This window comes from Curtobacterium sp. YC1 (assembly GCF_016267665.1).
GTDB lineage: Bacteria > Actinomycetota > Actinomycetes > Actinomycetales > Microbacteriaceae > Curtobacterium.
On record NZ_CP066341.1, the window covers coordinates 155,181 to 168,673 of the forward strand.

Annotated in this window: 15 protein-coding genes; 9 read left to right on the forward strand and 6 right to left on the reverse strand. The window is 69.9% G+C overall.

Translation table 11 applies throughout. The features are described 5' to 3' along the window. Positions 1–71 precede the first annotated feature (71 nt). The 5 genes from lysS (at position 72) to I8920_RS00840 (ending at position 3,739) form a co-directional block, all read left to right on the forward strand. Positions 72–1,595 (forward strand): lysine--tRNA ligase, encoded by a 1,524-nt coding sequence (gene lysS / locus I8920_RS00825; protein WP_198657325.1) that lies wholly within the window; start codon positions 72–74, stop codon positions 1,593–1,595. A 29-nt stretch (positions 1,596–1,624) separates the two neighbouring features. Beyond that, complete coding sequence (locus I8920_RS00830; protein WP_198657326.1) at positions 1,625–1,828, forward strand: hypothetical protein; 204 nt, start codon at positions 1,625–1,627, stop codon at positions 1,826–1,828. 46 nt (positions 1,829–1,874) lie between these two features. Further along, complete coding sequence (locus I8920_RS00835; protein ID WP_198657327.1) at positions 1,875–2,066, forward strand: hypothetical protein; 192 nt, start codon at positions 1,875–1,877, stop codon at positions 2,064–2,066. Positions 2,067–2,189: 123 nt separating this feature from the next. After that, the gene (locus I8920_RS16255) at positions 2,190–2,321 is read left to right on the forward strand and encodes a hypothetical protein (RefSeq protein ID WP_263867246.1); all 132 of its coding nucleotides are present in this window, start codon (positions 2,190–2,192) and stop codon (positions 2,319–2,321) included. 359 nt (positions 2,322–2,680) lie between these two features. Beyond that, positions 2,681–3,739 (forward strand): sigma-70 family RNA polymerase sigma factor, encoded by a 1,059-nt coding sequence (locus tag I8920_RS00840; RefSeq protein ID WP_198657328.1) that lies wholly within the window; start codon positions 2,681–2,683, stop codon positions 3,737–3,739. 162 nt (positions 3,740–3,901) lie between these two features. On the opposite strand, the gene I8920_RS00845 is transcribed toward I8920_RS00840, so the two are convergent. After that, entirely contained in the window at positions 3,902–4,834 is a 933-nt protein-coding gene (locus I8920_RS00845) for an NAD(+)/NADH kinase (RefSeq protein WP_198657329.1), read from the reverse strand. 70 nt (positions 4,835–4,904) lie between these two features. On the opposite strand from I8920_RS00845, the gene I8920_RS00850 reads away from it, so the two are divergent. Together I8920_RS00850 and I8920_RS00855 are read left to right on the forward strand one after the other, a co-directional pair. Next, on the forward strand, positions 4,905–5,381 hold the full coding sequence (locus I8920_RS00850; RefSeq protein ID WP_198657330.1) for a Clp protease N-terminal domain-containing protein: 477 nt from the start codon (positions 4,905–4,907) through the stop codon (positions 5,379–5,381). Between the two features lie 222 nt (positions 5,382–5,603). Continuing rightward, positions 5,604–8,123: an ATP-dependent Clp protease ATP-binding subunit gene (locus tag I8920_RS00855; protein ID WP_198657331.1), complete on the forward strand. Its 2,520-nt coding sequence runs from the start codon at positions 5,604–5,606 to the stop codon at positions 8,121–8,123. A 270-nt stretch (positions 8,124–8,393) separates the two neighbouring features. Here the strand turns inward: I8920_RS00855 and I8920_RS00860 are convergent, their stop codons facing one another. The 5 genes from I8920_RS00860 to I8920_RS00880 form a co-directional block, all read right to left on the reverse strand. Beyond that, a complete protein-coding gene (locus tag I8920_RS00860) occupies positions 8,394–9,392 on the reverse strand; it encodes an alpha/beta fold hydrolase (protein ID WP_198657332.1) in 999 nt (332 codons plus the stop codon). Then, entirely contained in the window at positions 9,389–10,339 is a 951-nt protein-coding gene (locus I8920_RS00865; protein ID WP_198657333.1) for a hypothetical protein, read from the reverse strand. Before I8920_RS00865 ends, I8920_RS00860 begins: the two co-directional genes overlap by 4 nt. Then, complete coding sequence (locus I8920_RS00870) at positions 10,336–10,791, reverse strand: hypothetical protein (RefSeq protein ID WP_198657334.1); 456 nt, start codon at positions 10,789–10,791, stop codon at positions 10,336–10,338. The genes I8920_RS00865 and I8920_RS00870 overlap by 4 nt, the downstream gene beginning before the upstream one ends. Continuing rightward, entirely contained in the window at positions 10,788–11,231 is a 444-nt protein-coding gene (locus I8920_RS00875; protein ID WP_198657335.1) for a hypothetical protein, read from the reverse strand. The genes I8920_RS00870 and I8920_RS00875 overlap by 4 nt, the downstream gene beginning before the upstream one ends. A 189-nt stretch (positions 11,232–11,420) precedes the next feature. Beyond that, positions 11,421–11,873 (reverse strand): SRPBCC family protein, encoded by a 453-nt coding sequence (locus I8920_RS00880; protein ID WP_198657336.1) that lies wholly within the window; start codon positions 11,871–11,873, stop codon positions 11,421–11,423. Positions 11,874–12,027: 154 nt separating this feature from the next. Here I8920_RS00880 and I8920_RS00885 point away from each other — a divergent pair, with 154 nt between their 5' ends. Next, complete coding sequence (locus I8920_RS00885; protein WP_198657337.1) at positions 12,028–12,570, forward strand: amino-acid N-acetyltransferase; 543 nt, start codon at positions 12,028–12,030, stop codon at positions 12,568–12,570. Positions 12,571–12,634: 64 nt separating this feature from the next. Continuing rightward, complete coding sequence (locus I8920_RS00890) at positions 12,635–13,312, forward strand: hypothetical protein (RefSeq protein ID WP_198657338.1); 678 nt, start codon at positions 12,635–12,637, stop codon at positions 13,310–13,312. Positions 13,313–13,493 lie beyond the last annotated feature (181 nt).

The following is a 13,493-nucleotide window of genomic DNA, read 5'->3' on the forward strand; positions in this document are numbered from 1 at the left end:
CCGTTCGGGTGCGGGTGTCGGGCGCGGGTAGCATTTCCCCCGACCCCCACGACCATCGGAGCCGCACCCGCATGACCGACGAGACCGTCACCCCCGACACCGCGATCGCCGACGCCGCACTGGCCGAGCAGGAGACCAGCGAGCAGCGACAGGTCCGGCTCGACAAGCGCGCGAAGCTCCTGGAGTCGGGTGTCGACGCGTACCCGGCCGAGCTGCCGATCACCACGACGATCCCGGCCGTGCGGGCGCAGTACGAGCACCTGGAGACCGGCGAGGAGACGCAGGACGTCGTCGGGATCGCGGGTCGTGTCGTGTTCTCGCGCAACACCGGCAAGCTCTGCTTCGCGTCCCTGCAGTCGGGTGACGGCTCACGCATCCAGGCGATGGTGTCGCTGGCCGAGGTCGGCGACGAGTCGCTGGCCCGGTGGAAGGAGTTCGTCGACCTCGGCGACCACGTCTTCGTGCACGGCCGGGTGATCTCCTCGCGTCGTGGCGAGCTGAGCATCATGGTCGACGACTGGGCCATGGCGGCGAAGGCGATCCTGCCCCTGCCGAACCTGCACAACGAGCTGAACGAGGAGACCCGGGTCCGCCAGCGGTACCTCGACCTCATCGTGCGCGACGAGGCCCGTGCGACGGTCCGCGCCCGTGCCGCCGTGATGGCCTCGCTCCGGCAGACCTTCACGTCGCACGAGTACCTCGAGGTCGAGACGCCGATGCTGCAGACCCAGCACGGCGGCGCCTCGGCCCGTCCGTTCGTGACGCACTCGAACGCCTTCGACACCGAGCTGTTCCTGCGCATCGCGCCCGAGCTGTTCCTGAAGCGCGCCGTCGTCGGCGGCATCGACCGGGTGTTCGAGATCAACCGGAACTTCCGCAACGAGGGCGCCGACTCGTCGCACTCGCCCGAGTTCGCGATGGTCGAGGCCTACCAGGCGTACGGCAACTACGAGCAGATGGCCGACCTGACGCAGGAGCTCGTGCAGAACGCCACCCGCGCGGTCACCGGTGGAGCGCTCGAGGTCACCCTGCCCGACGGCACCACCTACGACCTGGGTGGCGAGTGGCCGCGCATCGACATGTACGGCTCCCTGTCCGAGGCCGCCGGGCGCGAGATCACCCCGGAGACCCCGCTGTCCGAGCTGCAGGCGCTCGCCGAGGCCGAGGGCGTCGAGGTCGCCCACGCGACCCACGGCAAGTACGTCGAGGAGCTCTGGGAGCACTTCGTCATCGACTCGCTCGACCGTCCGACCTTCGTCATGAACTTCCCGGTCGACACCTCGCCGCTCACCCGGCAGCACCGCACCCGTCCGGGCATCGTCGAGAAGTGGGACCTCTACATCCGCGGCTTCGAGCTGGCGACGGCGTACTCGGAGCTCGTCGACCCGGTGGTGCAGCGCGAGCGCTTCGTCGAGCAGGCGAAGCTCGCGGCCGGCGGCGACCCCGAGGCGATGCGCGTCGACGAGGAGTTCCTGCGGGCCCTCGAGCACGCGATGCCCCCGTCGGGCGGCATGGGCATGGGGATCGACCGGTTGCTCATGGCCATCACCGGCCTCGGGATCCGCGAGACGATCCTGTTCCCGCTCGTCAAGTAGGCGACGCTCCACCCGGGTAGGATGGCCGGGTGCCTGAAGGAGTCGTGAGCGGGATCGTCTTCGCCCTGACGCCGACCATCGTCGTCGGCCTCATCTTCTGGTTCGTGATGCGCGCGATCATGCGTGCCGACCGGACCGAGCGAGCGGCCTACGCCAAGGTCGAGGCCGAGGAGCGCGCCCGCTTCGAGCGTGAGCACGGGTTCCCGGCGCCCGCACCGACCTCCGCCGAGTAGCGCACACGTCACCCTCCGTTCACCCGGCGGTGTGAGGCTGGCACACATGGCCGCCACCCCGCCGGACCGCGTCGGCGACGCCGATGCACCCGGCCTCGAGCCCGACGTCGACGCACCCGGCCTCGAGCCCGACATCGACGTCGACGACGAGGACGCCTTCGGCCACCCGGTACCCGGCGTGCTCCCGACCGACGACCGACCCTGGCCGACCGGCGACGACGACGACCTCGACGTCTGAACGCGGACCTCGACGCCTGGACGACGACTCGGGGGTCCGAACGACGACCTCGACGCCTGCGCGCCGACGAGCCGTCACACGACGTTCACCTCGACGTCGCGTCCCGGGGTGACCATCGTCCGCATGGCAACCTCACATCCCTTCACCGGCCGCAGCCTCGTCGGTGACATCGAGAGCGAGTACGACGAGTTCGACCGCGACGCCGACCTCGAGGTCTCCAAGCGTCGGGACGGGTGGCTCGAACCCTCCTGGTGACCCCCACCCACTCGCCGTTCGGGGTACGACGGCCGGATCCCACCGATCCGGTCCGACGTACCCCTTTTGCATGTCCGGATGACGCGGTACGCCGGGGTACAGCACCCGAAACACGGCGGCAACACCGTCGTAACCCCGGAAACACGGCGATCCAGGGCCGGTCGGGCGTGATCCCGGGGGACAAGCGGGTGCGGGTGTTGTCCCCCACGGGGGACGCTTCGGGGCGTGAAGCACGGAGAAGGCTGGGAATCGATCCGGACGGTTTGTGGGGTACACCCCCGGACCGCTTTACTCGTCAACGCCCCCCACAGGGCGCACCACCCCGAAAGCCATCACCGCCGAACGCAGGGAGAGACACCATGACGATCGCAACGGCTGCCCCCAGCACCACCCGCCGCACCGCCACCAAGAAGGCTGCGGCATCGAAGACCGCGACCGCCGAGACCGCGACCACCTCCCTCGACACCGAGGTCGAGGCGGACGAGCAGCTCGCCGGCGTCCGCGGTGCATCCGTCGACCAGGTCGGCGACTACCTGCGTCACATCGGTCGCCTCTCGCTCCTCACCGCCGAGGAAGAAGCGCAGATCGCCCGCCGCATCGAGGTCGGTCTCTTCGCCGAGGAGAAGCTGGCCACCGAGAAGGGCCTGGCGAAGACCCTGCAGCGTGAACTCCGCTGGCTCGTCCGCGACGGCGAGCGTGCCAAGGAGCGGATGATCACCTCGAACCTCCGTCTGGTCGTCAGCATCGCCAAGCGCTACTCGCAGCGCGGCCTGCCCTTCATGGACGTCATCCAGGAGGGCAACCTCGGCCTGGTCCGTGCGGTCGAGAAGTTCGACTTCACGCAGGGCTACAAGTTCTCGACCTACGCCACCTGGTGGATCCGCCAGGCGATCTCGCGCGGTCTCGCCGACAAGGCGCGCACGATCCGCATCCCGGTGCACACCGTCGAGCTCATCAACAAGATCTCGCGCACCGAGCGTGACCTGACCGTCGACCTCGGCCGCGCGCCGATGCCAGAGGAAGTGGCCGCCGAGCTGAGCATGAGCGTCGACGAGCTCGTCGATCTCAAGGGCCGTTCGCACGAGCCGGTCTCGATCCACACCGTCGTCGGCGACTCCGACGACAGCGAGCTCGGTGACTTCATCGAGGACGAGGACGCCGCGAGCCCGAACGAGCTCACCGAGACGACGCTCCTGCACCGCGACATCCGCTCCATCGTCGCCGAGCTGCCGAGCGACGAGGCCAACGTGATCCGCATGCGCTACGGCCTGGACGACGACAAGCCGATGACGCTCGACGAGATCTCGAAGATCGTGCACACGACCCGTCAGGCGGTCAGCCGTGTCGAGTCGCGTGCCAAGCTGCGCCTGTTCGCCAAGGCGGTCTCGCAGGACATGCAGCTGTACCTGACCGACTGAGGTCAGCGCACTTCCGCCGGTGCGGTTCCCGTGCCGGCGAGGGGAAACCGGGTCGTCCTGTGGGAAGGCGATCCGGTGGGGTGATGGGACGGCCCGCTCGAGCACTGCTCGGGCGGGCCATTCGCACCTGTGCCGCCGGCTCGACCCGTGACCTGCTCCCGCTCAGTCGTCGAGCTCCGGTCGCAGCTTCTGTCGCAGGTCGTTCGGGATGAGTTCGATGAGCTGGTCCGGACGGACCGGCAGGTCGAGCAGGCTCAGCTTGACCCGGCCCGTCCGCCCGTGTCGCTCGGCGTCGAGCCGGACGACACTGCCGGCGTCCTTCCGCAGGCGCATGTCGATCTGTGCGCCGGTGGCGACCTCACCGACCACGAGCCCGTCGACCTCGAGCGCGGCGCTCCTGGTGCCCTCGGCGATGTCGAAGCGGTAGCGCTCACGTGCGGCGAGCACGACGGACCGGTCGATGCCGGCCATCGGCGCGACCGGGGTCACCACGGACCCGGAGAGCGCGGGGGAGAGCACCGGTCCGCCGGCGGCGTAGTTGTACGCGGTCGACCCGGCGGGCGTCGCGGCCACGATGGCGTCGGCACGGTAGTACCCGTAGCCGAGCCCGCCGACGCTCAGGTCGGCCGAGACCTGCCCGGCACCGGGTCGCCGCACGATCGTCAGGTCGTTGAAGGCCAGGTAGTCCGTCCGTGCCCCACCCCAGGACAGCCGGGCCTCGAGCGCGTGGTGCGGCTCGAGCTGGTACTCGCCGGCGGACAACCGGTCGAGGGCGATCTCGAGTTCGGGTGGCTCGATCTCGACCAGGAACCCGACGTTGCCGTAGTTCACACCGAGCACGGGCACCGGCCGCCGCGCCACGAGCCGCATCGCGCCGAGCATGGTGCCGTCGCCGCCGAGTGCGACGACGAGGTCGACCCGGTCGGTGAAGTCGTCGTCGTCGACGACGTCCACGCCTCCGCCGATGCGCTGTGCATCAGCTCGTCTGGCGATGAGGGCGCCCTGGCCGGACGCGTTCCAGCGCTGCAGGGTCGTGATGGACTCCTGCACGTTCTTCGTGGGGTGGACGACGAGGCCGACGACGGGCTGCTCCATGCCCGGATCGTACCGAGCGGACCTCCGATGCAGGCTGTTCGTTCGAAAAGGCATGAGATATTCTGCATACATGCAGCCAGCTCACCTCTCCGTCGCCCTCCCCTCCGTCCGGCACGGCCGCGAGATCGTGCTGCTGGCCGACCTCGAGTCCCACGAGTCCGGCTTCGGGTTCGTCGACGCCGAGCACCTGCTGCTCGCCGCGGTGACCCTGTGCGCGGGCATGCCCCGCTTCCGTCCCGTGCTCGATGCGCACGGCGTCACCCCCGACGGCGTCCGCGCCGGCATCCGGGCCTTCGTCGGCGCCCACCGACCGTGCCCCGGCGAGCACGACCGCGTCGTCTGCACACCCGCGGCGGCACGGGTCCTCGCCCGGGCCGCGACGATCGCCGGCCCGCTCGAGCGCGTCCGCCCCGTGCACGTCGTGCTGGCCGTGCTCGACGGCGTCGACGATCCGTTCATGGGCTCCGCGCACGACGTCCTCGACGCCCTGGGCGTCGATCCGCGCCGGTTCCGGCGTGCCCTGCGTCGGGCCGCGCGACGCGCCTGAGCCGGGACGGGACACCGGACGACAGGCCCGTCGCGGACGCCGCCACGGGCCTCCCGACCGTCCTGCCGTTCGCCCACCGCGCACAACGCGCACCGTGGTCACGCCCAGGGCGAACAGGGGCGGCCTCCGGAGGGAGCGCTGGTTACTCTCGAAGGACGTGACCGGACTCACACGATTCCGGTGCAGCTGTCGGCTCCGGACGAAGGGGCCAAGGGAGAGCACATGTTCGAGAGATTCACCGACCGGGCCCGTCGTGTTGTCGTCCTCGCTCAAGAAGAAGCGAAGATGCTCAACCACAACTACATCGGCACCGAGCACATCCTCCTCGGCCTCATCCACGAGGGCGAGGGCGTCGCCGCCAAGGCGCTGGAGTCGCTGGGCATCTCGCTCGACGCCGTCCGCGAGCAGGTCCAGGACATCATCGGGCAGGGCCAGCAGCAGCCGACCGGGCACATCCCGTTCACGCCGCGCGCCAAGAAGGTGCTCGAGCTGTCCCTGCGCGAGGCGCTGCAGCTCGGCCACAACTACATCGGCACCGAGCACATCCTGCTCGGCCTGATCCGCGAGGGCGAGGGTGTCGCAGCCCAGGTGCTCGTGAAGCTCGGCGCCGACCTCAACCGGGTCCGCCAGCAGGTCATCCAGCTCCTGTCCGGCTACCAGGGCAAGGAGGCCGTCGCCGTCGGTGGCGAGCAGCAGCAGAACGCCCAGCAGGGTTCGCAGGTCCTCGACCAGTTCGGTCGGAACCTCACCCAGGCCGCGCGCGACGCCAAGCTCGACCCGGTGATCGGCCGCGAGAAGGAGATGGAGCGGGTCATGCAGATCCTCTCCCGTCGCTCCAAGAACAACCCCGTCCTGATCGGTGAGCCCGGCGTCGGCAAGACCGCCGTCGTCGAGGGCCTCGCCCAGGCGATCGTCAAGGGCGACGTGCCCGAGACGCTCAAGGACAAGCAGCTCTACTCGCTCGACCTCGGCTCGCTCATCGCCGGGTCCCGCTACCGCGGTGACTTCGAGGAGCGCCTGAAGAAGGTCACGAAGGAGATCCGCACCCGCGGCGACATCATCGTCTTCATCGACGAGATCCACACCCTCGTGGGTGCCGGTGCCGCCGAGGGCGCGATCGATGCGGCTTCGATCCTCAAGCCGCTCCTGGCCCGCGGTGAGCTCCAGACCATCGGTGCCACCACGCTCGACGAGTACCGCAAGCACTTCGAGAAGGACGCCGCACTCGAGCGTCGCTTCCAGCCGGTGCAGGTCAACGAGCCGTCGCTGCCGCACGCGATCAACATCCTCAAGGGTCTGCGCGACAAGTACGAGGCGTTCCACAAGGTGTCCATCACCGACGGCGCGATCGTCGCCGCGGCGAACCTGGCGGACCGCTACGTGCAGGACCGCTTCCTGCCGGACAAGGCCATCGACCTGATCGACGAGGCCGGCGCTCGCCTGCGGCTGTCGATCCTGTCGGCGCCTCCGGAGCTCCGCGAGTTCGACGAGAAGATCTCGACGGTCCGCGGGTCGAAGGAAGCCGCCATCGAGGAGCAGGACTTCGAGAAGGCCGCGAGCCTGCGCGACGAGGAGAAGAAGCTCCTCGGCGAGCGGCTCCGCCTCGAGAAGCAGTGGCGTGCGGGTGACGTCGCCGCGTCCGGCACCGTCGACGAGGGCATCATCGCCGAGGTCCTGGCGCAGGCCACGGGCATCCCCGTGTTCAAGCTCACCGAGGAGGAGACCTCGCGTCTCGTCTTCATGGAGAAGGCCCTGCACGAGCGCGTCATCGGTCAGGAAGAGGCCATCTCGGCCCTGTCCAAGACCATCCGCCGCACCCGTGCCGGCCTGAAGGACCCGAACCGTCCCTCCGGCTCGTTCATCTTCGCCGGCCCCACGGGCGTCGGGAAGACCGAGCTCGCCAAGGCCCTCGCCGAGTTCCTGTTCGACGACGAGGGCGCGCTGATCTCCCTCGACATGTCGGAGTTCGGTGAGAAGCACACCGTGTCCCGCCTGTTCGGTGCCCCTCCCGGGTTCGTCGGGTTCGAGGAGGGCGGCCAGCTCACCGAGAAGGTGCGCCGCAAGCCGTTCTCCGTGGTGCTGTTCGACGAGATCGAGAAGGCCCACCCGGACATCTTCAACTCGCTGCTGCAGGTGCTCGAGGAAGGCCGTCTCACCGACGGTCAGGGCCGCGTGGTCGACTTCAAGAACACCGTCATCATCATGACCACGAACCTCGGTTCGCAGGGCATCGCCGGTGGTCCGGTGGGCTTCCAGGTCGAGGGTGACTCGGCTGTCGGCTACGACCGCATGCGCGGCAAGGTCAACGAGGAGCTGAAGAAGCACTTCAAGCCCGAGTTCCTGAACCGCGTCGACGACACGATCGTGTTCCCGCAGCTGTCGCAGCCCGAGCTGCTGCAGATCGTGGACCTGTTCGTGAAGCGTCTGGCCGACCGCCTGCTCGACCGCGACATGACCGTCGAGCTCACGCTCGCGGCCAAGGAGCAGCTCATCAAGGTCGGGTTCGACCCGTCCCTGGGTGCTCGCCCCCTGCGTCGCGCCATGCAGCACGAGGTCGAGGACCAGCTGTCCGAGCACATCCTGCAGGGTGAGCTCAACGCGGGCGACCACGTGAAGGTCGACTTCGTCGACGGTGCGTTCCACTTCGAGACCGGCCGTCAGCCGGGTCGCGAAGAGGTCCTCGCCGGCGCAGCCGCCGTCGAGTCCGCGACCGACACGCCGCAGGGTGAGATCGAGTCCTAGGACCTGACACGCCACGGACGGGAGGCTCGGTGCCAGCTGGCACCGGGCCTCCCGTCCGTTCTCGGGTCGCGTACAGATCCCGCCGCGCCGATCTGCGCGTTCCCGCGTCCATCGACCCCCGTCCGGGGGTACTGTGATGATCACGCGCGAGACGTTCCCCCCAACTCCTCGCGCGTCGCGCTCGATCGGTTCCCCCCAACGGATCGAGACGCAGTCGGCCCCGGTCTGTTCGCAGACCGGGGCCGTTGCACGTCGTGGGGCGGTGCGCTCCTAGGAGCCGGACGGCAGCCCGGCGGCGAAGTCGCGGATGGCAGTGTCCCAGCGCTCCGGGTCCTCGTTCCACTCGAGCGTGTGCGGGGCCGTGCGGAACACGACCGTGGCGGCGTGCTGTCGCTCGGCGACGGCGGCGACGTCGTCCGCCGCGACCAGGACGTCCGCCTCGGAGTGCACGAGCAGCGTCGGCGTCGGCGAGCTCTGCCAGGTGGCCGTGGCGAGGGGCTGCGCGGCGCCGGCGAGGCGGGAGAGCACCGGGGTGGTCGTGATCCGTGCGGCGACCGTACCGACGAACGCGGGCAGGTGCGCACCCAGGACCGCGCCCCGCAGCGCCGAGGTGACGTCGAGCAGGGGCGAGATCCCGACGAGTCCGTCGACCGGCACACGGGCGGCCGCGATCGAGCAGGCGAGGGCGCCGGCCGACCAGCCCTGCAGCACGACGCGCTGGGCGCCCCGGGCTCGGGCGGCACGGACCGCTGCGACGACCCGGTCGGCGGCCTGCGGGTCGAGGGAGCGGAGCGGCAGGTCGGTGGTGTCGACGATCTCGGACGTCGCGCCGAGGGACCGCCAGACCCCGATGCCCCGGACCACCTGGCGCGGCCCGAGGGACTGCCCGTGCACGTGCACCACGTGCGTGGTGGCGGTCTCGGGTTCGACGCCGGGCACGTCGGATGGCTCGTCGTACCGCAGGGCGTCCCAGGTCCACTCGCCGAGCGCCACGGGACCGGTGACGCTGCGGCGCACGGTGTCGCTGCTCGTGTCGAGGACCGCGCCGACCCGGACCCGGGTGCCCTCGCGCTGCAGGTCGTACGTGCCCGGCAGGCGGGTGTCGCGGGTGGCGGTCAGCTCGACCTGGGTGTCCGTGGCACTGCGGACCGTGGCCGTCGCGGTGTACGGCGTGGGGAAGAGCAGCCGTCGGGCGACGAAGGCGCCGAGCCCGAGCGTGCCGACCGCCCCTGCTGCGGTGCCGAGTGCGATGATGCGTCCACCGGTCATGAGATCTCCTTGAGTCGTGCCGTGGTCAGCGTCGCGTCGGCCGGGACGTCCTGCCCGGCCTCGCGCGCCCGGTCCTCGATCTCGACGGACAGCCGGTGCAGCCGGCTCCGCCACTGGCGACGCTGCCAGACGATCGTGAAGTAGAGCCCGGTGTTGCCCGATGCCGCTTCGAGCCGCCGGAGTTCCGGTTCGAGGCGTCGGAAGCGCCGCCGGGCGTCCCCCCAGTCCCGGAACTCGCGTGCCGCGTCGGGCAGGACCCCACCGGCCGCCCCGACGGCGAGCAGCACCATCGAGGTCAGGAACACCGGTGCGTAGATCGTGGACAGGACCGCGACCGCGGGTTCGATCCCGGCGACGTGCACGGCGTCGAGGGCGATGGCGATCGCCGCGAGCAGCACGAGCCCCGCCGCGCCGACGACGAACAGCCAGTACATCCGGCCGAGGCCGTCTCCGCTGCGGAACGAGCGCAGCACCGCCACGGCGGACCGGGCGATGACGATGGCGATGTACGTCATCTCGACCGCGGAGTACAGCGCGGTCGGCAGCTGGTCGCCGTACACGACCATGAACTGCGCCGTGGGGGTCGGCGCGTCGATCATGGTGAACAGCACGACGAGCGCGACGAGCACGGCCAGACAGCCCGCGATCCGACCGGGGCGCACGAGCTTGGCCGACCGTGCCGCGGCCTCGACCGACTGCGCCAACGCGAACATCCCGCACACCATCAGGCAGCGGCCGATCAGGTCGGCGATGTTCGGCACCGAGGTCACCCCGGCCAGGAACGACGTGATCTCGGGTTGGTTGATGGTCAGGCCGACGGCGACGAAGCCGCAGCACGCCATGAGCCAGCCGACACTCGCCGACTGGGTGCGCACGAGCACCAGCCGGACGACGAGCACCGTCAGGACGACCCACACCGGGATTGAGCCCCATATGTGCAGCGTCACCGGAAGATCCCGGGACGGCCGTCGGGGTCGAGCAGGCCGATCCGGAGCGCGAGCTGGTCGGCGACCAGCTCGACCGCCTGCTCGTGCGGGGTGTCGAGTGACCGGGTGAAGGCCGTCCGACCGCTGAGCAGTCCCGTGTACGCCTGGTGGTCGCAGCCGCTGTCGTCCATGAACACGTGCGCGAGCTCGTGCAGCACGCAGGCCACGCGCGAGCGTTCGGACAGTCCGGGTCGGGTCTCGAGCAGGGCGTGGTCGGTGCGCTGGATGAGCCGCGCGGACAGGTCGCCCGGCAACTCCGTGGTCTGCACCCGGATCGGTTTCCCGAGTGCCTGCTCTGCACGGGTGGTCAGCTCCGGCAGGGTCAGCCGACGGGGGAGGCCCAGCCGCTGCACCCGTCGACGGGCCTCGGACTGCCGGCGGCGTGCGCCGAACCGGTTGCGACACACGTTCACGACGCGCCGCCGGACTCGTCGAGCCGCCGCAGGTGCTCGGTGAAGTCGCGGATCTCGTCGGCCGAGGCGAACTCGCCGAGCCGTCGGGTCGCGAACGCGACGACCTCGCGCTTGCGGAGTTCGAGAACGAGCTCGAGCTGGGCCTGCACCCGTTCCGGCACGTCGGTGTTGCCAGCCGCGTCGGTCAGGTACTCGGCCGGCACCCCGAAGTAGGACGCCAGGGCTGCGAGGAGCCGCTGGTCGCGCACGGCCGGACCGTTGCCGCCGAGCATGTACCCCCAGCGCGGCCGGCTCATCGACGCACCCTGCGCCTCGATCTCCGCGACGATCTCCTTGTACGGGGGACGCTGTCCGGAGTTCGCCTCGACGACGTCCATCAGGAGCTGCAGTTTGCGCGACAGTTCCCGGCGGTGTGCGTCGTCATCGGTGTACTCGATCACGTGACCCCTCTCGGATCTGTCTCAGACATGGTAAAACTGAACCAGCGCGACCGCCGGTGTCACCACTCTGCCAGGCTCGCGCTCGGGCGTCAGGTCGGCATTTCAGTGGGGGGATGCCGAAGGGGGCACGACGGACGGGAGGCGCGGTGCCAGCTGGCACCGCGCCTCCCGTCCGGCGTGTGGTGTGGACTACGCCTGCACGTCGCCGCGCCAACCCGGCTGGGTCGGTGCGTTCTCAACGCGCTCCTTGTAGTTCTGCAGGTCCTTCTTGACGGCGTGGCCGCCGACGCCGACGGCGGAGCCGAGCTTCTCGAGGATGCCGGAGGGCTCCCAGTCGATCTGCGCGGTCACGCGCGTCTCGGTGTCCGACAGCTTGTGGAAGGTGACGACACCGGCGTGGTCGGTCTCGCCGTCCTTGACGGTCCACGCGACGCGCTCGTCGGGGTGCTGCTCGGTGATCACGGCACGGAACTCGCGCACCTGGCCGGCGACCTTGACGGTCCAGTCGGTGGTCGTGTCGTCCACCTGGACGATCTTCTCGACCTCGTCGAGGAAGTGCGGGAACTCCTCGAAACGGGTCCACTGGTCGTAGGCCTGGCGGACGGGGACGTTGACGTCGACGGTTTCGATGATCTGAGGCATGACCCGCACGGTAGGCCGGTGACCCTGGGTGCGGCTCAGTGAGGTGTCCCCCTGTCATGCGGGTGCCGTGGGGTGGTCCTGTCGTGCTGGTGCCGTGAGGTGCTCCTGTCGTGCGCCGTGAGGCGTTCCTGTCCTGCGCAGTAGGGTGGGGCGGATGACAGAGCACGGGAAGCACGCGTTCCACGAGCGCGACGAGCACGGGATCCTCGTGCGGCCGGCGCTCGCCTCCGACGTCCCGCACATCCAGCGACTCATCGCCCCCTACGTCGACCGGCGCATCCTGCTCGGCAAGGAGAACGTCGCCCTGTACGGCTCGATCCAGCAGTTCCGGATCGCCGAAGGGCCCGACGGCGTGCCGATCGGCTGCGGAGCGCTCGCCGTGTTCTGGGACGACATCGCCGAGGTCCGCACCCTGGCACTCGACGAGCGCTGGATCCACAAGCGGGTCGGCCACCGGATGCTCGAGGGGCTCGAGCACGATGCCCGTGCGCTCGGCGTCGCCCGGATCTTCTGCCTGACGTTCGAGGTCGACTTCTTCACGAAGCACGGGTACCTGGAGATCGGCGAGAGCGTGGTGTCGCCCGACGTCTACGCCGAACTCGTGCGGTCGTCGGACGAGGGGGTCGCGGAGTTCCTCGACCTCGCCCGGGTCAAGCCGAACACGCTCGGCAACACCCGCATGCTGAAGATCCTCTGACGCTTTCGCACGGCCCCCGGCGGGGTTCCCCTTCGGGCGTTGCGGCGTTGTCTACCCTGTGCGCATGTCGTCGTTGCGTCATCCCGTCGGTCCCGAGAAGCCGGTCGTCTACTGGCGTCGGCGGGCCCTGGTGCTCGGGGCGCTGCTGGTCGTCGTCCTGGTCGTGGTGCTGATCGTCGTCGGGCGGGGGAGCGGGGCCACGTCGGCGGCGCCGACGGCCTCGGCGTCGCCCGCCGGGTCGTCGTCGTCTGGGTCTGGATCTGGGGCTGCTGCTTCTTCTTCGCCGTCGCGCTCGTCCGCAGCGTCGGCTCCGGCGTCGCTCGCACCTGCCGCTGACGGTTCGACCTGCGCGAAGGACCAGATCGTCCTGACCCCGGTGCTCGACAAGCAGACCTACGGCCCCACCGAGGACCCGCAGATCGCGATGTCGATCGAGAACACCGGGAAGAACTCGTGCCACCTGGACCTCGGGTCGGCGCAGCAGGTGCTGACGATCAGCTCGGGCGAGGAGCAGTACTGGTCGTCGAAGGACTGCCAGACCGGGGGCACGAACCAGGACGTCACGATCAAGGCCGGTCAGACGCTGACGACGCCGGCGATCGCGTGGGACCGCACCCGGTCGTCGACGTCGACGTGCGATTCGTCACGGCCCGCGGTGAGTGCCGGCGGGGCGAGCTACCACCTGCAGGTCGCGGTGGGGGACCTCGAGTCGAAGCGATCGGTGCAGTTCATCCTGCAGTAGGGGTGGTGCGGCTGCTGGTTCTGCTTTTTGGTTGCCGGGCGCGGTTCGTTGTTGGCGGTGGCCCGTGGCCGGTGGGCGGTGGGCGGTTCCGATGCGGTTCGCCCAACCGAAGTGCATCGGCGCCGCGCGTTCACGTGGTTCGGCGCGACTCCGGTTGTGCGGAGCGCCTGGTGAGGGCGCC

What these genes read in the sequence shown, in the direction of transcription:
- I8920_RS00890 (WP_198657338.1), top strand. Translation starts at nt 12,635, where the DNA reads ATGTCGTCGTTGCGTCATCCCGTCGGTCCCGAGAAGCCGGTCGTCTAC.
- I8920_RS00840 (WP_198657328.1), top strand. Translation starts at nt 2,681, where the DNA reads ATGACGATCGCAACGGCTGCCCCCAGCACCACCCGCCGCACCGCCACC.
- I8920_RS00835 (WP_198657327.1), top strand. Translation starts at nt 1,875, where the DNA reads ATGGCCGCCACCCCGCCGGACCGCGTCGGCGACGCCGATGCACCCGGC.
- I8920_RS00885 (WP_198657337.1), top strand. Translation starts at nt 12,028, where the DNA reads ATGACAGAGCACGGGAAGCACGCGTTCCACGAGCGCGACGAGCACGGG.
- I8920_RS16255 (WP_263867246.1), top strand. Translation starts at nt 2,190, where the DNA reads ATGGCAACCTCACATCCCTTCACCGGCCGCAGCCTCGTCGGTGACATC.
- I8920_RS00845 (WP_198657329.1), bottom strand. Translation starts at nt 4,834, where the DNA reads ATGGAGCAGCCCGTCGTCGGCCTCGTCGTCCACCCCACGAAGAACGTG.
- lysS (WP_198657325.1), top strand. Translation starts at nt 72, where the DNA reads ATGACCGACGAGACCGTCACCCCCGACACCGCGATCGCCGACGCCGCA.
- I8920_RS00860 (WP_198657332.1), bottom strand. Translation starts at nt 9,392, where the DNA reads ATGACCGGTGGACGCATCATCGCACTCGGCACCGCAGCAGGGGCGGTC.
- I8920_RS00880 (WP_198657336.1), bottom strand. Translation starts at nt 11,873, where the DNA reads ATGCCTCAGATCATCGAAACCGTCGACGTCAACGTCCCCGTCCGCCAG.
- I8920_RS00855 (WP_198657331.1), top strand. Translation starts at nt 5,604, where the DNA reads ATGTTCGAGAGATTCACCGACCGGGCCCGTCGTGTTGTCGTCCTCGCT.
- I8920_RS00850 (WP_198657330.1), top strand. Translation starts at nt 4,905, where the DNA reads ATGCAGCCAGCTCACCTCTCCGTCGCCCTCCCCTCCGTCCGGCACGGC.